Annotated in this window: 20 protein-coding genes; 3 read left to right on the forward strand and 17 right to left on the reverse strand. The window is 64.1% G+C overall.

The genetic code is table 11. The features are described 5' to 3' along the window. Positions 1 to 67: 67 nt before the first annotated feature. On the forward strand, positions 68 to 607 hold the full coding sequence (locus IQ24_RS01115) for a shikimate kinase (protein WP_145395866.1): 540 nt from the start codon (positions 68 to 70) through the stop codon (positions 605 to 607). Beyond that, positions 604 to 1,710 (forward strand): 3-dehydroquinate synthase, encoded by a 1,107-nt coding sequence (gene aroB, locus IQ24_RS01120; protein ID WP_145395867.1) that lies wholly within the window; start codon positions 604 to 606, stop codon positions 1,708 to 1,710. The genes IQ24_RS01115 and aroB overlap by 4 nt, the downstream gene beginning before the upstream one ends. Here the strand turns inward: aroB and mnhG are convergent. The 12 genes from mnhG to IQ24_RS01180 all read right to left on the reverse strand — a co-directional run bounded on the left by mnhG (position 1,649) and on the right by IQ24_RS01180 (position 13,897). After that, positions 1,649 to 2,089 carry a monovalent cation/H(+) antiporter subunit G gene (gene mnhG / locus IQ24_RS01125; protein WP_145395868.1) on the reverse strand — a complete coding sequence of 147 codons (441 nt, stop codon included), beginning with the start codon at positions 2,087 to 2,089 and terminating at the stop codon, positions 1,649 to 1,651. The two genes, aroB and mnhG, sit on opposite strands and share 62 nt — an antisense overlap. After that, positions 2,086 to 2,367: a K+/H+ antiporter subunit F gene (locus IQ24_RS01130; RefSeq protein ID WP_145395869.1), complete on the reverse strand. Its 282-nt coding sequence runs from the start codon at positions 2,365 to 2,367 to the stop codon at positions 2,086 to 2,088. The genes mnhG and IQ24_RS01130 overlap by 4 nt, the downstream gene beginning before the upstream one ends. Further along, positions 2,364 to 2,852 (reverse strand): Na+/H+ antiporter subunit E, encoded by a 489-nt coding sequence (locus IQ24_RS01135; RefSeq protein ID WP_145395870.1) that lies wholly within the window; start codon positions 2,850 to 2,852, stop codon positions 2,364 to 2,366. The genes IQ24_RS01130 and IQ24_RS01135 overlap by 4 nt, the downstream gene beginning before the upstream one ends. Then, complete coding sequence (locus IQ24_RS01140) at positions 2,849 to 4,519, reverse strand: monovalent cation/H+ antiporter subunit D (RefSeq protein ID WP_145395871.1); 1,671 nt, start codon at positions 4,517 to 4,519, stop codon at positions 2,849 to 2,851. Before IQ24_RS01140 ends, IQ24_RS01135 begins: the two co-directional genes overlap by 4 nt. Next, a complete protein-coding gene (locus IQ24_RS01145; protein ID WP_145395872.1) occupies positions 4,519 to 4,863 on the reverse strand; it encodes a Na+/H+ antiporter subunit C in 345 nt (114 codons plus the stop codon). The genes IQ24_RS01140 and IQ24_RS01145 overlap by 1 nt, the downstream gene beginning before the upstream one ends. After that, a complete protein-coding gene (locus IQ24_RS01150; RefSeq protein ID WP_145395873.1) occupies positions 4,863 to 7,736 on the reverse strand; it encodes a monovalent cation/H+ antiporter subunit A in 2,874 nt (957 codons plus the stop codon). Before IQ24_RS01150 ends, IQ24_RS01145 begins: the two co-directional genes overlap by 1 nt. A 162-nt stretch (positions 7,737 to 7,898) precedes the next feature. Further along, the gene (locus tag IQ24_RS01155; protein ID WP_242007853.1) at positions 7,899 to 9,146 is read right to left on the reverse strand and encodes a type III PLP-dependent enzyme; all 1,248 of its coding nucleotides are present in this window, start codon (positions 9,144 to 9,146) and stop codon (positions 7,899 to 7,901) included. After that, the gene (locus tag IQ24_RS01160) at positions 9,139 to 9,375 is read right to left on the reverse strand and encodes an acyl carrier protein (RefSeq protein WP_145395875.1); all 237 of its coding nucleotides are present in this window, start codon (positions 9,373 to 9,375) and stop codon (positions 9,139 to 9,141) included. Before IQ24_RS01160 ends, IQ24_RS01155 begins: the two co-directional genes overlap by 8 nt. Positions 9,376 to 9,396: 21 nt before the next feature. Continuing rightward, the gene (locus tag IQ24_RS01165; protein ID WP_145395876.1) at positions 9,397 to 10,974 is read right to left on the reverse strand and encodes an AMP-binding protein; all 1,578 of its coding nucleotides are present in this window, start codon (positions 10,972 to 10,974) and stop codon (positions 9,397 to 9,399) included. Continuing rightward, positions 10,967 to 11,509 (reverse strand): serine acetyltransferase, encoded by a 543-nt coding sequence (locus tag IQ24_RS01170; protein WP_145395877.1) that lies wholly within the window; start codon positions 11,507 to 11,509, stop codon positions 10,967 to 10,969. Before IQ24_RS01170 ends, IQ24_RS01165 begins: the two co-directional genes overlap by 8 nt. A gap of 78 nt (positions 11,510 to 11,587) precedes the next feature. Next, positions 11,588 to 12,652 (reverse strand): glycosyltransferase family 61 protein, encoded by a 1,065-nt coding sequence (locus tag IQ24_RS01175; protein WP_145395878.1) that lies wholly within the window; start codon positions 12,650 to 12,652, stop codon positions 11,588 to 11,590. 54 nt (positions 12,653 to 12,706) lie between these two features. Then, a complete protein-coding gene (locus tag IQ24_RS01180) occupies positions 12,707 to 13,897 on the reverse strand; it encodes an SGNH/GDSL hydrolase family protein (RefSeq protein WP_158637459.1) in 1,191 nt (396 codons plus the stop codon). Positions 13,898 to 14,053: 156 nt separating this feature from the next. Here IQ24_RS01180 and IQ24_RS01185 point away from each other — a divergent pair, with 156 nt between their 5' ends. Beyond that, a complete protein-coding gene (locus IQ24_RS01185; protein WP_158637460.1) occupies positions 14,054 to 14,920 on the forward strand; it encodes a universal stress protein in 867 nt (288 codons plus the stop codon). Here the strand turns inward: IQ24_RS01185 and IQ24_RS01190 are convergent. The 5 genes from IQ24_RS01190 to IQ24_RS01210 all read right to left on the reverse strand — a co-directional run bounded on the left by IQ24_RS01190 (position 14,917) and on the right by IQ24_RS01210 (position 20,650). Beyond that, entirely contained in the window at positions 14,917 to 16,089 is a 1,173-nt protein-coding gene (locus IQ24_RS01190; RefSeq protein WP_145395881.1) for a DegT/DnrJ/EryC1/StrS family aminotransferase, read from the reverse strand. The two genes, IQ24_RS01185 and IQ24_RS01190, sit on opposite strands and share 4 nt — an antisense overlap. After that, positions 16,086 to 17,027 (reverse strand): GDP-L-fucose synthase family protein, encoded by a 942-nt coding sequence (locus IQ24_RS01195; RefSeq protein ID WP_145395882.1) that lies wholly within the window; start codon positions 17,025 to 17,027, stop codon positions 16,086 to 16,088. Before IQ24_RS01195 ends, IQ24_RS01190 begins: the two co-directional genes overlap by 4 nt. 7 nt (positions 17,028 to 17,034) lie before the next feature. Then, entirely contained in the window at positions 17,035 to 18,159 is a 1,125-nt protein-coding gene (gene gmd, locus IQ24_RS01200) for a GDP-mannose 4,6-dehydratase (protein WP_145395883.1), read from the reverse strand. A 156-nt stretch (positions 18,160 to 18,315) separates the two neighbouring features. Next, positions 18,316 to 19,407 (reverse strand): Hint domain-containing protein, encoded by a 1,092-nt coding sequence (locus IQ24_RS01205; protein WP_242007854.1) that lies wholly within the window; start codon positions 19,405 to 19,407, stop codon positions 18,316 to 18,318. Between the two features lie 499 nt (positions 19,408 to 19,906). Beyond that, on the reverse strand, positions 19,907 to 20,650 hold the full coding sequence (locus IQ24_RS01210; RefSeq protein WP_145395885.1) for a Bax inhibitor-1/YccA family protein: 744 nt from the start codon (positions 20,648 to 20,650) through the stop codon (positions 19,907 to 19,909). Positions 20,651 to 20,741: the final 91 nt, after the last annotated feature.

A 20,741-nucleotide genomic window follows, 5' to 3' on the forward strand; every position in this document is an offset into this window, starting at 1 on the left:
ATATGGCATTTCTCGAAAGATCACGCCATTCAGTCACCTCGGTGAAAGTTTGATCGGGAATGCGTGAATGCGGCGGAACATCGTGCTGATCGGAATGATGGGGGCGGGAAAGACGGCCATCGGGACCGAGCTTGCGCGCCGCCTGTCGGCCCCGTTCATCGACATCGACGCCGAGATCGAGCGTGCGGCGGCCATGACGATTCCCGAAATCTTTGCCCGCGACGGCGAGCCCTTCTTCCGCGCCCGCGAATCAGAGGTGCTGGCACGCGTGCTGGCGGGCCAGCCCGCCATCGTCTCGACCGGGGGCGGGGCCTGGATGCGGCAGGAAAACCGTGAGCGCATCAGCGCGCAGGGGGTTTCGGTCTGGCTCGACTGCGATCTTGAGACGCTGTGGCACCGGGTGAAGCTGCGCCCGACCCGACCGCTGTTGCAGACCGCCGATCCGCGCGGCACGCTGGAGCGGTTGTTGAATGAGCGCAACCCGGTCTATGCGCTGGCCGACATTCGCGTGCCCGCGACGCGCGGCTGCAGCATCGACGCCACCACGACCCGCGTGCAAGAGGCCATCAAGGCCTACGACCCTGAAATTCTGGAGAAATTGTCATGACCGAGACCGTTCGGGTCGATCTGGGTGAGCGTTCCTATGATGTCCGCATCGGGCAGGGGCTGCTGGCGCGCGCGGGCGAAGAGGTGCTGGCGCTGGCCGGGCAACGCCGCATCGCGATCCTGACGGATGAGCGGGTGGCCGCGTTGCATCTTGAGCCGCTTCTGGCCTCGCTGCAGGCCGAGGGGCTGAAGGCCGAGGCGCTGGCGCTGCCCGCCGGAGAGGCCACGAAATCCTGGGACCAGCTTGGTACCGCCGTCGAATGGCTGCTGGCGCAGAAGGTCGAGCGCAAGGATCTGGTCATCGCCCTTGGAGGCGGCGTGATCGGTGACCTCGCAGGCTTTGCGGCGGCGATCCTGCGACGCGGCGTGCGCTTCGTGCAGATCCCGACGACGCTGCTGGCGCAGGTCGACAGCTCGGTCGGGGGCAAGACCGGCATCAACAGCCCGCATGGCAAGAACCTGATCGGCGCCTTTCACCAGCCCTCGCTGGTGCTGGCCGATATCGACGTGCTGGCCACGCTGCCTGAACGCGACTTCCGCGCAGGTTATGGCGAGGTGGTGAAATACGGCCTTTTGGGCGACGCGGCCTTCTTTGACTGGCTGGAGCAGAACGCGCCCGCGCTGGCGCGCGACGCGGCATTGCGGCAGCAGGCGGTCCGGCATTCGGTCGCGATGAAGGCCGGGATCGTCCAGCGGGACGAGACCGAACAGGGAGAGCGGGCGCTTCTGAACCTTGGCCATACCTTCGGCCATGCACTGGAATCGGCGACAGGTTACTCCGACCGGCTGCTGCATGGCGAGGGCGTGGCGATCGGCTGCGCGCTGGCCTTCGAGCTGTCGGCCCGGCTTGGTCTTTGCAGTCAGGAAGACCCTTCGCGCGTGGCCGCGCATCTGCAGCAGATGGGCCTGCCGTCGCGGATCTCTCAGATCCCGGGCGATCTGCCCGACAATGACGCGCTGATGGCGCTGATGGCGCAGGACAAGAAAGTTCAGGACGGACGCCTGCGCTTCATCCTCGCGCGCGGCATCGGCGACGCCTTCGTCACGGACCAGGTTGATCTGGCGATGGTTCGGGATGTCCTGAGCGCTTCACGTCGCGGATAAGTTTCCCGGCCGGAGAGGCGCGCAGCGTCTCGCGGGCAGGCACCGCCTCTTCATGCGCCAGCTTTGCGTCCTGATCGCGGCGCAGGGCGGCGCGGCCCAGCATCAGCAGCGTGATCGGCGCGGTGATCATCACGAAGACGCCGATCACCAGCTCGTGCACGACGGGTCGGGTCTCCAGATAGCTGAACATCAGGATCGACGACAGGATCGTCATCAGCGTGCCGTAGCTATAGCTGAGCGTCGGGGCGTGCAGGCGCTGATAATAGCTGCGCAGCCGCACAAGACCCACGCTGCCCAGCAGCGCCAGTGTCGAGCCGATGATCAGGAAGGTCGCGATCAAAATGGCCATCCAGGGCGGCAGATCGTTCAGATGGTTCATTCGATCACCTCGCCGCGCATCAGGAATTTGGCCGCACAGGCCGTTGTCACGAAGCCCAGAATGGCGATCACCATCGAAGCCTCGAAGAAGAAGATATTGCCGTTGACCATGCCGACGGTCAGAAACAGCAGCATCGCGTTCACATACATCGCATCCACGCCCAGCACGCGGTCCTGCGCGCGCGGGCCCTTCAGCACGCGCCAGCAGGCCAGACACAGCGCCAGAATGACGGCGATCTGCGCATAGCCCAGAGCAAATTGAAGAATGACGGCACTCATTCGAAAATCTCCATCAACAGGGCTTCATAGCGGTCGTGGATCAGGGCCTGCCAGTCATCCTCGCTGAAGACGTCAAGGACGTGCAGCAGCAGCCAGTCTTCCTCGCGGTTGTATTCGATCCAGGCGGTCCCGGGCGTCGAGGTGACGATGATCGCCAGCACCGCCAGCGCATTCGGATCGCGCAGCTTCAGATCCAGCCGGATGAAGCCCGAGTGGTAGCGCGGATTGTCCGGCCCCAGCAGCACAACCTTCGCCACCGCGATGTTCGAGCGCAGGATGTCATAGGCCACGATGAAGAACAGTCGCGGGATCAGGTGCCAGCGGCGCAGACGGGGTTTCGGCGGCTGGACACGCTCGACGACCCAGCCCGCGCCGATGGCGATGACGCTGCCCAGCAGCAGATGCCCCAGCGAAAACCGGGTCAGAAGCAGCCACATCACCACCAGCGACAGCGACAGAAGCGGGTGCGGAAGATAGCGGCTCATCTTGCGACCTCGGTTTCAAGGGCGTCCGCGCTGTTGACCGGGGCCAGCACCGCATTGCGATAGATCGAGGGCGACAGAAGTGCTGTCGCCGTGTCGCGCGTATAGGACATCACCGATTCCGACCGCACCGTCTGCAGGCCGATCATCGCCAGCAGGATGACGACCGGCACGACTTCCAGCGCGAGGATGCGGGGGGTGCGGCCATCCTCGGCCCAGAAACGGCGGATCCCGAAGCGCATCAGCGCGATCAGCGCGCCCAGACCCGAGAGGATCAGCAGCGCCACATAGATCCACAGGATCATGGGCAGACGCCCCGACGCCGGGATGTTGTCTCCGACCGCACCGGCCAGCATGGCGACTTTGCCGATGAAGCCCGGCAGCGGCGGCAGGCCCGCCAGCATCGCCGCGATCAGCGCGAAACAGATGCCCATGGCCAGCCATGACACCGTCCGCTCGCTATAGGGGTCGGTCGTGTCCTCGACCGCGCCCAGGCTGGTCATTGCGGTCCAGCGCTCGGCCACCGCATCGCTGCCTTCGGGCAGGTCCTCTTCTGGCGGCTCATCGCCCCGGCTGACCGGCTCGGCCAGCAGGAAGAAGGCCGAGATCGCGGCGGTCGAGCCGATCAGATAGTAAAGCGCGCCGCCCAGCATCTGCGCACCGCCCCCCGCCTGGGCAAAGCCCACGGCGGCGAGCACCGTCCCCGAAGAGATGATCGACAGATAGCCGCCCTTCCGGCCGAGATCGGGCGTGCCCAGAATGCCGAAGGTGCCGAAGGTCATGGTGGCCAGGCCAAGGATGATCAGCACCGGCGCGCCGAACCCGGCCGAGGCCCCGGCCTCTGGACCCAAGACCAGCAGCGACAGTCGCAGGATCACATAGATCCCGACCTTGGTCATGATCGCAAAGATCGCCGCAGCCGGGGGCGAGGCCGCGCCATAGGTCGGCGGCAGCCAGAAGCACAAGGGCCATGCGGCGGCCTTCGCCAGATAAGCCACGCCCAGAACGGCGGCAGCGGCATGGAACAGCATCCGCTGCGCCTCGGGCAGTTCGGGGACGGCGCGGGCAATATCGGCCATGTTGAGCGTGCCGGTGGTGCCATAGACCAGCGCCGCGCCGATCAGGAACAAGAGCGACGCGGCCAGGTTGATCGCGATGTAATGCAGGCCCGCGCGGATCCGCTCGGGTCCCGAGCCGTGCAGCATGAGGCCGTAAGAGGCCGCCAGCATCACCTCGAAGAACACGAAAAGGTTGAAGAGGTCGCCGGTCAGGAAGGCGCCGTTCACCCCCGCCAGCAGGAACTGGAACATGCTGTGGTAGTGCTGACCCTTCCCGTGCCAGCCCGCCGCCGCATAGATCAGCGAGGGCAGGGCCAGAAGCGAGGTCAGCATGACCATCATCGCCGACAGCCGGTCCAGTACCAGCACGATGCCGAAGGGCATGGGCCAGTTGCCCAAGGGGTAAAGCCCGACGACCGTGCTGCCGGGCCCTGACGAGCCCTTGACGCCCGACAGAAGCTCCATCGAGATCAGGATCAGCATGAAGATGGCGACCAGACCGATGCCCAGCTTGGTCAGGCGGCGGCGATCATCATAGAACAGCATCAAGGCGCCCGCGAGAATCGGGATCACGATGGGCAGGATCATCAGGTGGCTGGTGAAATCGGACATCAGGAGAGGCGCTCCTTCCCGTCGACGTGATCGGTGCCGGTCATCCCGCGCGACACGATCATCACCACCAGAAACAGCGCCGTGGTCGCAAAGCTGATGACGATGGCCGTCAGCACCAGCGCCTGCGGCAGCGGATCGGCATAGGCCGTCGGATCAACAAAGCCGCCCTTCGGCATGATCGGGGCCGCGCCCACGTAAAGCCGCCCCATGGCGAAGATGAACAGGTTCACCCCATAGGCCAGCAGACACAGCCCGACGATCACCTGATAGGACCGGGGGCGCAGCATCAGCCAGACGCCGGACCCCACGAGGACACCGATGGCAAGTGCAAGAATAAGCTCCATCAGGTGGCCTCCCCTTCGGATTTGCGCTGCTTGGGCGCGACGCGCAGGCTTTGGTGCGCGATGGCGATCAACATCAGGACGATGGCCCCCATGACCAGCGCGAAGATGCCAAGATCGAACAGCATCGCGGTGGCAAGCGGCGTTTTCCCGACCAGCGGCAGGTCGACATATTGCGCATGCGCGGTCAGGAACGGATAGCCGAAGATCCAGGCCCCCGCGCCAACCGCCGTCGAGAGCGTCAGGCCGAAGGCCATCCAGCGGATCGGGAGGACCGTTAGCCGTGCCTCGATCCAACGCACGTTGGAGGCGACATATTGCAGCAACAGCGCAATCGCCAGAGTCACGCCCGCCGCGAAACCGCCGCCCGGCAGGTCATGCCCGCGGAAGAACAGATAGGCGGCCAGCGTAATGATCGGCGCGAACATCCACTGCATCAGAAGGCCCGGGATATAGAGGTAATCCTGCAACTCCTGCTCATCGGCTTCGCGCTGCGGGCGCGGACGCTCGACGCTTTCGGGGGCGGGACGGAAACGACGCAGCAGGGCGTAGACGGTCAGCGCCACGACGGCCAGAACGGTGATCTCGCCGAAAGTGTCGAAGGCGCGGAAGTCGACCAGAATGACGTTCACCACGTTGGTGCCGCCGCCCTCGACATAAGAGTTGCGCAGGAACCAGTCCCCGACCGAGACGCCGGGCGTGGTCAGCAGCACCGCCGCCGCAATCGCCGCCATGCCGCCGCCGCAGGCGACCGCGATCAGCAGGTCACGGCCGCGACGGATGCGGGCGGGCAGGGCGTCATCGCCGGGGATCTCTTCGTTGCGCTTGGGCAGCCAGCGCAGGCCCAGAAGCAGAAGCACGGTGGTCACGATCTCGACCAGCAGTTGCGTCACGGCCAGATCGGGGGCCGAGAGCCAGACGAAGGTCGCGCAGGTGACAAGCCCCGCGCCGCCCATCAGGATCAGCGCGGCGAAGCGGTGATATTTCGCCTGCCACGCGGCCCCGATGGCGCAAGCGCCGCCGACCAGCCACAGCAGGGCAAAGACCACCTCGCTTTGGCCGATGGTCGGGCGCGGGATGTGCCATTCCAGATTGATGACCGCATACCAGGCCCCGGCCAGCGCCAACAGCACCAGCGCGCGAAGCTGCGCCTGCAGCCCATGGGCCGAGGTCAGCCGCAGCGCCTGACGCGGCAGCTTGGTGCTGAGCAGGTTCATCAGCTCGTCAAAACCGCGCGCGAAGCTGAAGCGGCGGGTGAGGGCGGGGCCTTCCTCGCCGGTGTCGATATAGGTGCGGCGGGACAGATAGATCAGCGTGCCCAGCGTCATGGCGATGATGCTCATGATCAGCGCGGGGTTCACCCCATGCCAGATCTTGATGCTGATCTCGGGCGTCTTGCTGCCCAGGATCGACTCGGAGGCGGTTTGCAGGACCACGCCCAGCGTCTCTTGCGGGAAGACGCCCACCGCGATGCAGGCAATGACCAGCAGCGCGACCGGCAGGCGCATCAGCACCGGCGGCTCATGCGGGGTGCGGGGCAGATCGCGCGACGGCGGGCCGAAGAAGACCGCAAGGATGAAGCGCAGCGAATAGGCGGCGCTGAAGGCGCTGGCCGCCACCGCGATATAGGGCGCCGCATTGTCAAGGAAGGTGCCGTTGTTCCAGACATAAGTCGCCTCGAAGAACATCTCTTTCGAGAGGAACCCGTTCAGCAGCGGTACCCCCGCCATCGCGGCCGAGGCGATGATCGCCAGCGTCGCGGTGATCGGCATGAATTTCGCCAGCCCCGACAGGCGGCGCATGTCGCGGGTCCCGGTCTCATGATCGATGATCCCGGCGGCCATGAACAGCGAGGCCTTGAAGACCGCGTGGTTCACGATGTGGAAGATCGCCGCGACCATGGCGGCCGGGCTGCCAATGCCGATCAGCGCGGTGATCAGGCCCAGATGGCTGATCGTCGAATAGGCCAGCAGCCCCTTCAGATCGTGGCGGAACAGCGCGATGAACGCGCCCAGAAACAGCGTCAAGAGGCCGGTTCCGGCGACGATCTGGAACCACTCATTGGTGCCGCCCAGCACCGGCTGGAAGCGGATCAGGATGAAGACGCCCGCCTTCACCATGGTCGCCGAATGCAGATAGGCCGAGACCGGCGTCGGCGCGGCCATGGCGTTGGGTAGCCAGAAATGGAACGGGAATTGCGCCGATTTGGTGAAAGCCCCGATCAGGAACAGAAGCAGGATCGGCACGTAAAGCGGATGGGTGACGATGCGGGGCGCGGCGGCGATAATGGCGTCAAGCTCATAGCTGCCGGCGATCTGGCCCATCAGGATCACCGCCACCATCAGGCAGAGCCCGCCCGATGCGGTGATGATCAGCGCCATCCGCGCGCCGTCGCGCGCCAGTTGCTGGCGGTACCAATAGCCGATCAGCAGGAAGGAAATGAGGCTCGTCAGCTCCCAGAAGACCACCATCTGGATGACGTTGCCAGAGAGGACAAGGCCCGCCATCGCACCCGCAAAGGCCAAAAGGCAGGCATAGAACCGCGGCACCGGATCGTCGGGCGACATGTAGTAGCGCGCATAGATCACCACCAGCAAACCGATGCCCATGACCAGCGTCATCATCAGCCAGGCAAAACCATCGATGCGGAAGTTGAGGTCAAGCCCGATCGAACTGACCCAATGGACCGGACGCGTGACGATGCCGTCATCCTGAATCGAGGGGTAGAGGATCACCAACAAGAAGACGCCGCCCAGCATCGTCAGGCCCGCAAGCCATGCTTCGGCATTTCTGGCGTCTTCGGGCAGCGTTGCCGCAATGGCAGCAGACACGAAGGGCATCAGAACAAGCAACAACAATAGGTTCTGTTCGACCATCGTAATCCTTCACCATTCGGGGGTTGAAGGGATAATAGCGGGCGCGGGCCGGGAAATACAATCGCCCGAGTCAGGAAAAACCGACTCGGGCGATCACGGAACTGTAAGAAAATGACGCAAGCGCCGCATCACGGGAAATGCGGCGCCCGAGGGCAGCCCGGATCAGGCGTTTTCACCCCGGATGCGGGTCACGTCGATCAGTTGTCCGCCCAGCGACAGGACCTCGCGCGGCAGGGGGTGGCTGATGAAATAGACCGGGCTGGCGCTTGGGCCGTAAGCCCCGCAGGAATGGATGGCGATGAGGTCGCCTTCCTCGACGCGCGGCAGCAGGACCGCACCGCCCAGCTTGTCGATCGAGGTGCAGAGGGGGCCGGAGATATCCAGCTTCTCCTCGGGCCGCGCGCCGCCGTCATCGCCGCCGACGCGGTGCATGACGTAGTTGCGCCGCAGCACCATGCCGAAGTTGCCCGAGGCCGCGAGGTTCGCATTCAGGCCGCCGTCGCAGATGGCGATGCGGCTGCCGCGCGATTCCTTGACCGAGATGACGCGGGTCACGAAAAAACCGGCCTCGCCCACCAGATGCCGTCCCAGTTCAAGCACCAAGCGGGTGTCCGCAAAGCGCGGCTCGGCGCGGAAGGCGTCGAGTTCCGGGCCGATCTCGGCCGCGATCTCCGAGAGGTTCAGCGCCTGATCGCCGGGGTGATAGGGGATGCCAAGGCCCGAGCCGAAGATCAGCTTTTCCGGGCGCAGATCCAGCGCGGCGCAGGTGTCGCGGAAGATCTGCATGAAGATGCGCCAGTTTTCGCAAATCGCCGCAGGTTTGAGGCTTTGCGTCCCCGAATAGATGTGCAGCCCCGCCAGCCGCAGATGGGGCATGGCGGCAATCTCTGCCAGCGCGTCGGGGGCCTCTTCGATGTCGATGCCGAAAGGGCTGGGGCGACCGGCCATGTGATCACCGAAACCCTTGGGCACGCGGTCGGGCGACAGACGCACGACGACAATCTGACGACGACCCGATGCGGCGGCGATTTCATTCGCGAGCCGCGCCTCGCGCAGGCTTTCGATGACCAGTTCACCCAGATCGGCGGCAATCACGGCCTGAAGCTCGTCACGCCGCTTGGCGGGGCCGGTGAAGCTGATCCTCTCGGCCTGCCAACCGGCCCGGGCGGCCAGCGTGAACTCACCCCCAGATGAAATATCCAGATAGTCGATGCGTTCGCGCAGCCAGTCCAGCAATCCCGGGTTCGGGTTGCTTTTGACCGCATAGCTGAGGGCAAACCAGCGCCCGAAGGCCTGCTGCAGATCGGCCAGCCGATCCTCGATCAGGTCGGTCAGATAGACATAGGAGGGCGTGTCGAACCGTTCGGCCGCCGCCCCAAGAACCGCATCGATCCGCGCAAGATCAGTCAAGGCTGCGGACATAGGCTTCGATGCTGGCGATCGTGTCGAAATTCTCCAGCGTCACGTCCGAGGGCTGGACGGTCACGCCCGCCTTTTCCTCGATGAAGGTGATCAGGCTGACCATCGACACGGAATCAAGCAGGCCGCCCGAAAACAGCTCGGTCTCGGCGTCGATCGGGTCTTCGATGCCCAGATCGGTGCGGATGAAATTGGCAAGATCGTCTTGGCTGATGCTCATGAGGACGCGGTCTCCGGGGTCTCAGACGGTTTCGGGAGTGGCGGCCTTGGCCGCCTTGATGATCTGTGGCCGGTCCAGCTTGCCGCTGGCGGTGCGGGGCATGGTTCCCTGCCACAGGTGAACATGTCGCGGACGCATGTAATGCGCCATGCTGCGGGTGCAATAGGCTGAAAGCGCATCAATATCCGCCTCTGGCAGCAATGTCACAGCGACATGCACCGCCTCGCCCAGTTCGGCATTCTCGACCCCGTAGGCGACGACATCGGTGACCATGCCGCTTTGCGACAGAAGGTCTTCGACCTCGGTGGGCGACAGGCGGAAGCCCAGCGTCTTGATCATCTCATCCATGCGGCTGACGAACCACATGTCGCCGTCTTCATCGACGCGGACAAGATCGCCCGACCAGACCACGGGGGCATCGCCGATCAGATGCGCAAGCTCGGCGCAGGGGCGGATCTTGGCGGCCGTCACCTCGGGCTTTTCCCAATAGCCCATGCTGACCAGCGGGCCTGCATGGACCAGCTCTCCCTGCTCGCCGGGGCCGGCGATGCCGATGCCGTGCTTGATTGCGAAGACCTGTGCATTCGGGATCTGCTGGCCGATCGAGCCCATCTTGGCGGCAAAACGCGCGGGCGGCAGGTAGGTCGAGCGGAAGGCCTCGGTCAGGCCGTACATCAGATAGATGTCGACGCCCGGAAAGACGCCCGGCATCGCCTCAAGGATGTTCGGGGGGATCTTGCCGCCGGTGTTGGTCACCCGGCGCAGCGCGGGCAGTTCAACCGGACTTTCGATCAGCAGCCGCACGATCTGGTTCCAAAGCGGCGGAACTCCCGCGATGCCGGTGACGCCCTCGGCCTTGGCCATGCGCAGGATCTCGGCGGGCATGGCGACGGGCTGGTGAACGGTGGTGCCGCCCTTCAGCAGCATCGTCGTCAACTGGTTCAGCCCCGCGTCAAAGCTGTAGGGCAGGACCGAGAGCAGCCGGTCATCCTCGGTCAGATGCAGGTATTCCGCGACCGAGATCGCGCCGACGCGGATGTTGCGATGGCTCAGCATCACGCCCTTGGGCTGACCGGTCGAGCCCGAGGTGTAGATGATCATTGCAAGCTCTGCCGGGTTCGGCGACGCGGGGGCCGCTCCGCTGTCGGCGGGCAGCGCGTCCCAGGCGTCGACGCCTTCGGGCAGACCCTCGGCCTTGCCCTGCGCCAGGATCTGCGTCCCGGCGGGCAGGGCGTCATCGCCCAAGAGGTTGCGCAGCACGCCGCGCGCGAGGATCGCGGCGCGGGTGCGGCTGTCACGCGCCACATACCCCAGCTGCGCCGCCGTCCAATGCGAGTTCACGTTGATCGCGACGGCGCCGATCTTCCAGGCGCCGAACATGGCGGCGACCTCATCAATGCCTTTGCGCAGATGGATGATGACGCGGTCACCCGGCCTCACGCCGCGCAGCGTCAGCCAGTCGGCGATGCGCCCGGCCTCGGCCGCAAGGGCCCCGTAGGTTACGCTGCGTTTCGGATCGACCAGCGCCACCTTGTCGGCCCGTGCGGGCAGGTTGTCGGTCAGAAGCTGCCACATGCAGCGGTCGAAATCGTCACTCATTGCCCGGAGCTTTCTTCTTCGCCGCAAAAATCGGCAGGCTGGGATAGATTTTCGCGGGCGAGCCCACGACCACAGAATCCGAGGGCACATTGGTCGAGACCGCCGTATTCGCCCCGATCCGGACCCGGTCGCCGATGCGGATCTTGCCGAGCACCGTCGAGTTCACGCCGATGAACACATCATCCCCGATCACCGGCGCGCCGCCGCGCATATTGGTGCCGATGGTGACATTGTGCATGACGCCGCAGCGGTCGCCGATCACCACATCGGGGTGAATCGACAGCGATCCCTCGGCATGGATGATGTGGAAATCCTCGCCCAGCTGCACCTGCGGCGGGATCCAGACCTTGGTCACGTTCAGGATGAAGAATTTCAGCACCGCATAGAACTTGTTCGCCACCGCGCGCGCGACCCGGTTCTTGCGCTGGATCGCCCAGCGGCCATAGCGATAGACCGCCAGAGACACGAAGGCAGGCTCGGTCAGCGATCTGCCGTGGCGGTTATAGTCATCGCGCAGGGTTTGAAAAAAGGACATCAGCAATGGCTTTCGCAGAAACGTATTTTCCCCGGAAACAGGGTATCGCCAGATGCGGGCGGCTTGGCAACCTGCCGATTAGGACGGATCGCGGCCCTGTTCTTGCAGGATAAGGTTCATGATCTCGGCCACATCCGCCGGATCGACCTGAAACGAGGTCGCAACGCCCACGCCCACGACCACCGCGAGCCGCTGCAGCCAGCGGTCGGTCATCAGCTTCAGCACCGTGGTCACCCGGTCCGGGGGTTGCAGCGTCAGCACCGTCGCACCCGGAGGCATCGCGCCGATGGCATGGCAGAGCTGACTGCCTTCTACCCCCGCGACGACCTTCGCGCCCGCACAGGCGGCGACCAGTTCGCGCGCTGTGTGTGTCTCGGGCCAATAGACCTTGAAGCCGTGATGTTCGGCGAGATAAGCGGCGATCTGTTCCTCATTCGCGAGGTTGCGCAGATCGCCCGAGCGGCCGCGCATCAGGAAGACCCCCGGCACGGGGTCCTCGCTGGCACCTTGCGTCAGCTGCCTGCGGAAGCGCGCGGCGCGGCCGATGCGGTTGCTGTTGTTGGCGTGATCGTCAAAGACGATCAGCTCATCGAAATGGGCGTCGCAGATGCGGCGGGGCTGCATCTTCAGCAGTTCCTCGTATTCGGTGACATGGCCCGGCGTCTTGGGCCTTGTGGTGACCGGCCCGCCCGCCTCTTCGGCCAGCGAATAGCTGAGGCAATCGTCCAGCAGCCAGTTCCCGAACCAGCGGTTCCCGACCCAGCTTTCGTAGAGCGCGCCCTTGCCTTCATCGGTCATGTGCTGCGGAAAGGGGCTGCGGCGGTGGTGGCGATGCAGATGCAGGCGGATGCCACGCGAATAGGCGACGCCGTCGATGATATCGACGTCGCGCAGCAGATAGCCCATCGTCGGCCCGATCTGTTCGGCCGGATCACCCGCCAGCGAGGCCAGCACCAGATCGGTCGGGGCGAATTCGGTCTGCACGATGCGTTCAGCATGGCCATCGGGGATCAGGACCGGGGGGACCGCGCGCACCTCGGGCGGGGCCACCTGCCATTGCTCATCTGCGGCATTGCGCAATTCTTCGGACCGCAGCCCGATGAGGCCGCGCAGCCGTTCGGTGATGGGACGCAGGATGCGCATGATTCTCCGTGTTTCGCTGGCTTCATGATGCGCCGCGGCATGTGGGGCGGCAAGCTAGCGCGTCCAGCCCGGCAACAGCTCTGCGACCGCGTCCATAAGGCGGGTTTCGATCATCTGGTGGTCGTCAGGCGAAGGGTGCCAGTCGCAGCCCTTACGGTCGAGTTGGGGCAGGATGACCAAGGCCACCTGCCGCCCGTCGTCCCGCAGCGCAGCCTCGGCCGCGCGGTAGGCCGCGACGATTTCATCACCATATTCGCCGAAAGCCAGCAAAATGAAAGCGGCATCGGGGGCCTTGTCGGCAAGATCGCGCGCCAACTGGATCAGGGCGGGCTGAAAATCGGTCAGCAGGGCGGGTTTGCTGTCCCATGGCTCGCCGCTTTGAAAGTCCGAGCCGAAATCGTTCGAACCGATGGCCAGCACGATCAGCTCGGGCGCTGGTTCGGGCGCGGCAGGCGGGGCGTCCAGCGCCGGAAGCGCCAGATCGACCAGTTTCGGCAGCGTCCGGTCGGGCAGGGCGCCGCCATAGTTCCGCTCAAGCCCGATGCCCGACAGCGCGATCATCCGGTAGCTGGCATCCAGCCGCTCGGCCAGACGCGGGCCGAAACTTTGCGAGACATCTGTCGCCGCGAACTGCTGGTTCGGCGTGCAGCGACGTCCGAAGCTGAGGTTGCCATAGCCGACCGTATCGGAATCGCCCACGAATTCGATCAGCTTCGGCGCATCCTGAGGTGCGGCCAGCACGTTCAGCGCGGCCTCGACATAGAAGCCCAGGAAGCGCGCCGGTTCCGATGATTCGCTGATTTTCTCCAGCCTTATGCGGTGCTCGCCGTCCTTCAGGCCCGAGATGCGCAGCTGCTTGCGGCCCGGTCGCGCCAGCTCGAAGGTTGCGGTGTCGCCATCGTCGATGGTGATGCGCAGCCGGTTCTGGCTGTCGTCGACCCGCACCGCGACATCGGTGCCGCGAAAGCGGGCCTCGGCCTGAAACCCCGGCCATTGATGGATCATGCTGCCGCGGTCACGCACCGCCCGGCCGATGACATGGACGGGCAGGGCGACCTCATCGCTGAGGCGCGGGATATCGGTCAGCTCTGCCGTGACGCCGTGGTCTTCCTGCGTGACCTGCAAGACGGGCAAGGGCGCATCCGGAAAGGCCGAGGCCCCCTGGCTCCAGCGCAGATAGCCTGCGACCGCCGCAAGGATCAGGACGGCGGCAAGAAGGACGCGGAACCGGTTTTTCCTAGACATAAAAGGCACACCTTCGCGCGGGGCTGCGCGCGTCCCGAATTTAGTCGCGGGACGCCGCCTGTCCAGCGTGAAAGCGGATCAAATCGGCGCGGCTTTCGGTCTGCGATGCGATGGTCTAGCTTGCGGTTGCAGATTTGGATCGGGCGGAGGGTCGGGTTGACGAATTATCTGGTAGCGACCGACCTGTCGCCACGCTCAGATGCGGCGCTAAAGCGGGCACTGGCGATCTTGCGCAGCACGCCCGACGCCCGGCTGACGGTGCTGCATGTCCATTCCGATGACCTGCCCTTCGATCTGGCGGCCGAGGAGGGGCGTTTCACCCTGCGCGCGCTGCAGGCCGGGCTCGATGCCGCAGGTGCCACGGATGCCGACCAGATCAGCGCCCGCTCGGTCGGGGGGGATGCGCATGTGGCGATCCATGAAGCCGCCGAGGAACTGGACGCGGCGCTGATCCTTGTGGGCATCCCGCGCGCCCGCCGCTTTCCCGCCAGCCTCAGCGGCACAACCGCCGAGCGGCTTCTTGGCCTCAGCGACCGCCCGGTCGCGGTCGTGCGCCATGCCGGGCGCGACTGGCGGCGGGTTCTTTTCGCGCTGGATGAGGATGCCGAAAGTCTGGCGGCTTTTGATCGCGTGAAGGCGATGGGGCTTCTGGATCAGGCCGAGGTGACGGTGCTGCATGCGACGAACCTGCCCGCCCCGGCCATGATCCGCGGCGGGCTGACCAATCTCGTGGACCTGCAGCGGCTGGACATGCTGGCGCTGTCAGAGATCGAGCAGAACCTGCGCACCCGCCTGACGACACGCCTTGCCGGGCCGAAGTCGCTGCGCTTCGTCGTGCGGCACGGCGCGCCCTCCACCGCGATCCGCGAACAGATGCTGGACGATGATTACGACCTGCTGCTTCTGGGCTCGCACGGGCGGGGGCCGTTGATCGCCAGCCTTCTGGGCAGCACCAGCGCCGAGATGATCCGCGACGCGGGCACCGATCTGATCTGCGTGCCGCTGGGTGAGGCGAAGGCCTAGCCCCGGAAGGCGGCGATGGTCTCGATCGCCTCGCTGATGTCGTAATGGTGATTGCCGATGAAAAAGCCGTTGCGGTCGATCTCTTCGGCATGGGTCATCGGGCCGTGCAGGCTGTGGTCCATATAGGACAGCACCGGGTTCTTGGTGAAATTGCCGCTGACGATGGGGCGGGTTTCGAACCCCAGCTGGTCGAGCTGACCCAGCACCGCCTTGCGCGTGGTACCGCTGTCCGGGCGCAGGACCAGCGAGAAGCCGAACCAGCTGCTGTCCCCGATCTCATGCTGGATGCGGAACAGCGGGTGATTGGCCATCGCCTGCTGGAACATCTGCCCGTTCCGACGCCGACCCGCAACAAGATCCGGCAGCTTGCCGAGCTGCGCGAGGCCCAGAGCGCCCGACATTTCCAGCGGGCGCAGGTTGTAGCCGGGCAGCACGAAGCGGAAGCTTTCCTCGAAAGGATCGTCGCTTTTCTCGCCCGTCAGTGTGTTGAACCGGGGCAGGTTCCGCGTCCAGCCATGCGCGCGCAGCGCCAGCAGGATGTGATAAAGCTCCTCATCATCCGTCACGACGACCCCGCCCTCCATCGTCGAGATGTGGTGCGAGAAGAAGGTCGAATAGGTGCCCATCACCCCGAAAGTGCCGGTCTGACGCCCAAGGAAAGTGGCCCCCATGGATTCGCAATTGTCCTCGATCAGGAACAGCCCGTGTCGCGTGGCGATCTGTTCGAGACGGTGGAAATCATTCGGGTTGCCCAGCAGGTTCACCACCATGATGGCGCGGGTGCGGGCGCTGACGGCATCCTCCAGCGCGTCGAGGTCATAGTTCAGCGTCTGTGCATCGATATCGACGAATTTCAGATGCAGCCCATATTGATAGAGCGGGAAATAGGTCGTGCTCCAGGACACAGGGGGCACGATGACCTCATCCCCGGGCTGCAGGTTCAGCGCCGGGTTCTTGGTGTAGCGCAGCGCCGCCACCATCGCCAGATTGGCGGAAGAGCCCGAGTTCACCATCACCGCGAAACGGCTGCCGGTATAGGCTGCGAAGGCGCGCTCGAATGCGGCGACCTCGGGACCCATCGAATAACGGTCCGAGGCGATGACCCGCTGCAGCGCGCCCATCTCCTGATCGTCCCAGCTTGAGGTCGCCAGCGGAAAGCGGTGGGTCATCGGGCGACCTCCTGCAGGTAGTGCTCATAGGTCAGGCGCAGCCCTTCGGTCAGGGCGGTGCCGGGCTGCCAGCCCCAGTCGGTCTGGCGGGTCACATCCAGCAGCTTGCGCTTCATGCCGACAGGGCGGTCAAGGTCATGGGTGAAACGACCCTGCCAGCCGATGACCTCGGCTACCTGATGATAATAATCATTGATGGAATGGTCATGGCCGGGACCGACGTTCATGATGGGCGGCAGCCGCGCGGGATCTTCCAGCGCGCGGGTGATCGCATCGGCCAGATCGCCCGCATACATGAACTCGCGCCGCGCGGTCCCATCGCCCCAGATCTCGACCTGCGCCGCGCCCGAGACCTTGGCGCGATGCACCTTGTCGATGATCGCCGGAACCAAATGCGAGGTCCGGGGATCGAACTTGTCATAGGGCCCGTAGAGATTGCAGGGGATCAGTGTGCGGTAGTTCAGCGACGCATCTTCGCGCATCGCATATTCGCACAGTCGCATCGTCATGATCTTGGCCAGCGCATAGCCTTCGTTCGTCGGCTCAAGCTGGCTGGTCAGGATCGTCTCTTCGGCCAGCCCTTCACCCAGATCGCGCGGGTACATGCAGCTGGAGCCCAGATTGATCAGGTCGCGCACCCCCGCCGCGCGGCAGGCGGAGACGATATTGACGCCCATCTGCGCATTTGCGGCCAGAAAGCGGAAGGGTTCGGCCATATTGGCATGGATGCCGCCGACGACCCCTGCCGCATGAACCACCGCATCAGGGCGGTGTCGGGCAAGCCACGCATGGGTCAGAGCCGCATCGGTCAGGTCCAACTCCCGGCTGGAGGGCGTCAGCACCTGCCAACGGTCCAGGCGCGGGTGGGCTGTCAGATTGCGGCCCACGAGGCCCGAGGCGCCGGTGATCAGTAGGGTCGGGCGGTCGTGAGCTGTCATGTCAGGTTCAGCCATCTTCCAGTACCACGGGCAGTTCCAGTCCATGGGTTTTCAGTAGCGCATGGCGGCGCGCGATCTGAAGATCGGCCTCGACCATTTCCGCGCACATCTGCCGGGCGGTGGTTTCGGGCTGCCAGCCCAGCTTCTCGCGCGCCTTGCGGGCGTCGCCCAGAAGGGTCTGCACCTCGGCCGGGCGCAGGTATTTCGGGTCAATCCGCATGATGACATCGCCGGGCTTGAGCGCCGGGGCCATGTCACCCTCGATGGCCGCGACCACGGCGACCTCATCGACGCCCGTGCCGCGAAACTCCAGCGAGATGCCCAGCTCGGCGGCGGTCCAGACCAGAAAGTCGCGCACCGAATGCTGCTGACCGGTGGCGATGACGAAATCCTCGGGTTCATCGACCTGCAGCATCAGCCATTGCATGCGGACATAGTCGCGCGCATGGCCCCAGTCGCGCAGCGCATCGAGATTGCCCATATAGACGCATTTCTCCAGCCCCTGCGCGATATTGGCCATGGCGCGGGTGATCTTGCGGGTCACGAAGGTCTCGCCCCGCCGGGGGCTTTCGTGATTGAAGAGGATGCCGTTGCAGGCAAAGATCCCATAGGCCTCGCGGTAATTCACGGTGATCCAATAGGCGTAGAGCTTGGCGACCGCATAGGGGCTGCGGGGGTAAAAGGGCGTGGCCTCGGTCTGCGGCGTCTCTCGCACCAGCCCGTAAAGCTCGGAGGTTGAGGCCTGATAATAGCGGGTCTTGCGCTCCAGCCCCAGAAAGCGGATCGCCTCCAGCAGGCGCAGCGCGCCGATCGCATCGACATCGGCGGTGTATTCGGGGGCCTCGAAGCTGACCGCGACATGGGACTGCGCGCCCAGATTATAGATCTCGTCGGGCTGAACCTCGGCGATGATGCGCGTCAGGTTCGAGCTGTCGGTGAGATCGCCGTAATGCAGATGGAAGCTGGGCTTTTCCTCATGCGGGTCCTGAAAGATATGGTCCACGCGCTGGGTGTTGAAGGATGAGGCACGGCGCTTGATGCCATGCACCTCATAGCCTTTCTGCAGAAGAAATTCGGCCAGATACGAGCCATCCTGCCCGGTCACGCCGGTGATGAGGGCCTTTTTCGTCATGGGAGACACATCTTTCGGTTTCGCAATCTGTCAGGCGGCGCGGTCAGGGAACATATGATCCGGCGGCGCGCGCATGGGCAAGATGCAGAATGACGTCAGCTATCGGCATGAAAAAGGGGCGGCGAACCGCCCCTTTTCCGAAGCCGGGCTGGTCGCTTACTGGACCAGTTGCTTGCGGTTCTGGATGTGACGAACCGCCAGCTTGCGGCCCATCCGACCCGAGACCAGGAAGCGCGCGCCATCGGGCTTGTTCGCCGGGTCCGCGTCACGCAGTTCCGGGAACAGCGTGAAGATCTCGGTCCGGGCAGCGTAGCCCACCGTCTTCAGCGCTTCCGGGCCGGTGTAGAGCGACTCGGTCTCTGCGCCTTCCGACAGCACGATCTCATGCTGATCGAAGAGGAAGTGGAAGTATTCGACCGTCTCCAGATCGCGGGCGATGTCGATACCTTCGATCTGCAGAAGCTGCTTGGCGGCGACCAGCACCTCATTCGTGCCGAACATCTTCTGCGCGATGTTCGAACGGATCAGGATGCGGTGCTGCGGCGACACGATCAGATCGCGGCGCGGCAGACCCTTGCCGAGAGCACCGGCGCGAACGCGGATCGGATGCATTTCAGGCATGGTCGCCAAATTGGCGCTGCTGAGCTGGCGCGAGCCGGTCCAGCGCAGCGTCTGCAGGCCACGGTCGCGCGTCATCACCTTCATGCCGGCTGCCAGTTCCTCGACCGGGACAAGACCCTGCTCGGTCTCGATCAGGGTGCCACGGGCAAAACAAGGGAAGCAGGTGCGGTCGGTGAAGACCCGATCCGTGCACAGGTTGTAGCAATCCTTGCTGGTCGGGAAGTTGACCGAGACGATGGGCTTCGAGGTCATCGCGTCAATCTCGGCCTGCGAGGCGCTTTGCGGGGGCGGCATCAGGAAGGTGTTCCCGGCCGTGTCCTGCATGATGCGAACCGTCAGGTTCATCGTCGAGGTGGTGCCGTCCTCATTGAGGAAGGTGACCGTCGTGTTCTTGACCTGGAAGGTCGAGTCGATCTGATAATTCTGATCGGAACCCGACGCGTCATGGGTGATCGTTTCGGCATTGGGATTGCCGTTGTTCACCTTTACCACACCGTCGCCATTGGTGTCGTTCAGATGGACCTCGGTCAGCTGGGAATACAGCGGATTGCCTTGTTCTCCGTAACCCTTGCCGCCCAAAATTTGCGGCGCGAGTTCGGCAATCAGACTACTTTCATTTGAATCCATATCCGGCATATTGCCGAGAAAGATCATTTTTTCGCAGCCGGGTTCGGAAGGACCACAAGTGCAGCCATGTCCACCGCCGCCGGTCGTGCCAGTACCATTCGTCATTGTTACAACTCACTCTCAGATACGCCGCCTTGGGGCGGACGTTGTCGGACCAATCGCTTCCCGATCCGGCCGGAGGATCATGTAACAGTCAGCCGGCGTAGGTGGTCAGGACGGCGATACCGGGGCGACATGACCCGGCAGACCGACCTTTTGACGCTGGGTCACAATCCTGCAAGGCGGCAGAATTTTCATGCGCGTGAGGACGCATGCCACCCCTCAACTATATGGGGAACGACTTTTAACTATATGAATTTATTTGAAATAAAATGCGCGGATTTACGCCGTACATAACAGACGAATTGGCGTGCTATCGCGCATAGTCCAACCGACCGGGTTGCATAAGAAAAGGCCGGGGAAAACCCCGGCCTTCGCATTCGTGGAAAAACCTTCCGGTTCAGTCGCGGTTGCCCATGAATTGCAGCAGGAACATGAACAGGTTAAGGAAATCCAGGTACAATTGCAGTGCACCCATGATCGCCGACTTGCCGATGAAGTCGCTGTCCGAGTTCGCCATCTGCAGATAGGTGTTCTTGATGTTCTGCGTGTCGAAGGCGGTCAGACCGGCGAAGATCAGCACCCCGATCGCCGAGATCGCGAACTGCATGGCGGTGGACTTCAGGAAGATGTTGACGATCGAGGCGATGATCAGGCCGATCAGGCCCATCATCAGGAACGTCCCCATGCCCGACAGGTCACGCTTGGTCGTGTAGCCGTAAAGCGACAGGCCCGCGAAGGCGATTGCGGTGATCAGGAAGGTCTGGATGATCGAATAGTCGGTGTAGACCATGAAGATCCAGCTGATCGACAGGCCCATCAGCGCGGCAAAACCATAGAAGACGGTCGTCGCGGCGGACACCGACAGCCGGTTCAGCATGGCGCCGAAGGCAAAGACCACGATCAGCGGGGCGAACATGATCACCCAGCGCAGCGGCGACGTGTAGATGGCCGCGCCAAGCGAGGTCAGCGTGCCATCGGGGTTCAGGGCCAGGCCCGAAATGGCCCATGCCGCACCTGCAGTCACGACCATGGCCACAGCCATCAGGCTGTAGACCTTGTTCATGTAGGCGCGAAGGCCTTCGTCCACAGCGGCCGAGCGCGTCGCGGCCCCGGCCGTGCGGATGTGGTTGTAATCTGCCATCTAAAGCTCCCGGTCAGAAGTCGCGGTGTGACCTTGAGTTGGCCCACCATCCCCACAAATATCGTCAACGGAGGTCGTTTTTTCAATAATA

Source organism: Paracoccus sulfuroxidans (genome assembly GCF_007830335.1).
In the GTDB taxonomy this organism is placed as follows: Bacteria; Pseudomonadota; Alphaproteobacteria; order Rhodobacterales; family Rhodobacteraceae; genus Paracoccus; species Paracoccus sulfuroxidans.

Excerpts from the sequence above, each read along its gene's own strand:
- IQ24_RS01210 (WP_145395885.1), bottom strand. The coding sequence starts at position 20,650 with ATGGCAGATTACAACCACATCCGCACGGCCGGGGCCGCGACGCGCTCG.
- IQ24_RS01170 (WP_145395877.1), bottom strand. The coding sequence starts at position 11,509 with ATGTCCTTTTTTCAAACCCTGCGCGATGACTATAACCGCCACGGCAGA.
- IQ24_RS01140 (WP_145395871.1), bottom strand. The coding sequence starts at position 4,519 with ATGTCCGATTTCACCAGCCACCTGATGATCCTGCCCATCGTGATCCCG.
- gmd (WP_145395883.1), bottom strand. The coding sequence starts at position 18,159 with ATGACGAAAAAGGCCCTCATCACCGGCGTGACCGGGCAGGATGGCTCG.
- IQ24_RS01195 (WP_145395882.1), bottom strand. The coding sequence starts at position 17,027 with ATGACAGCTCACGACCGCCCGACCCTACTGATCACCGGCGCCTCGGGC.
- IQ24_RS01115 (WP_145395866.1), top strand. The coding sequence starts at position 68 with ATGCGGCGGAACATCGTGCTGATCGGAATGATGGGGGCGGGAAAGACG.
- IQ24_RS01150 (WP_145395873.1), bottom strand. The coding sequence starts at position 7,736 with ATGGTCGAACAGAACCTATTGTTGTTGCTTGTTCTGATGCCCTTCGTG.
- IQ24_RS01160 (WP_145395875.1), bottom strand. The coding sequence starts at position 9,375 with ATGAGCATCAGCCAAGACGATCTTGCCAATTTCATCCGCACCGATCTG.
- mnhG (WP_145395868.1), bottom strand. The coding sequence starts at position 2,089 with ATGAACCATCTGAACGATCTGCCGCCCTGGATGGCCATTTTGATCGCG.
- IQ24_RS01135 (WP_145395870.1), bottom strand. The coding sequence starts at position 2,852 with ATGAGCCGCTATCTTCCGCACCCGCTTCTGTCGCTGTCGCTGGTGGTG.
- IQ24_RS01190 (WP_145395881.1), bottom strand. The coding sequence starts at position 16,089 with ATGACCCACCGCTTTCCGCTGGCGACCTCAAGCTGGGACGATCAGGAG.
- IQ24_RS01165 (WP_145395876.1), bottom strand. The coding sequence starts at position 10,974 with ATGAGTGACGATTTCGACCGCTGCATGTGGCAGCTTCTGACCGACAAC.
- IQ24_RS01145 (WP_145395872.1), bottom strand. The coding sequence starts at position 4,863 with ATGGAGCTTATTCTTGCACTTGCCATCGGTGTCCTCGTGGGGTCCGGC.
- IQ24_RS01130 (WP_145395869.1), bottom strand. The coding sequence starts at position 2,367 with ATGAGTGCCGTCATTCTTCAATTTGCTCTGGGCTATGCGCAGATCGCC.
- IQ24_RS01205 (WP_242007854.1), bottom strand. The coding sequence starts at position 19,407 with ATGGATTCAAATGAAAGTAGTCTGATTGCCGAACTCGCGCCGCAAATT.
- IQ24_RS01180 (WP_158637459.1), bottom strand. The coding sequence starts at position 13,897 with ATGTCTAGGAAAAACCGGTTCCGCGTCCTTCTTGCCGCCGTCCTGATC.
- aroB (WP_145395867.1), top strand. The coding sequence starts at position 604 with ATGACCGAGACCGTTCGGGTCGATCTGGGTGAGCGTTCCTATGATGTC.
- IQ24_RS01175 (WP_145395878.1), bottom strand. The coding sequence starts at position 12,652 with ATGCGCATCCTGCGTCCCATCACCGAACGGCTGCGCGGCCTCATCGGG.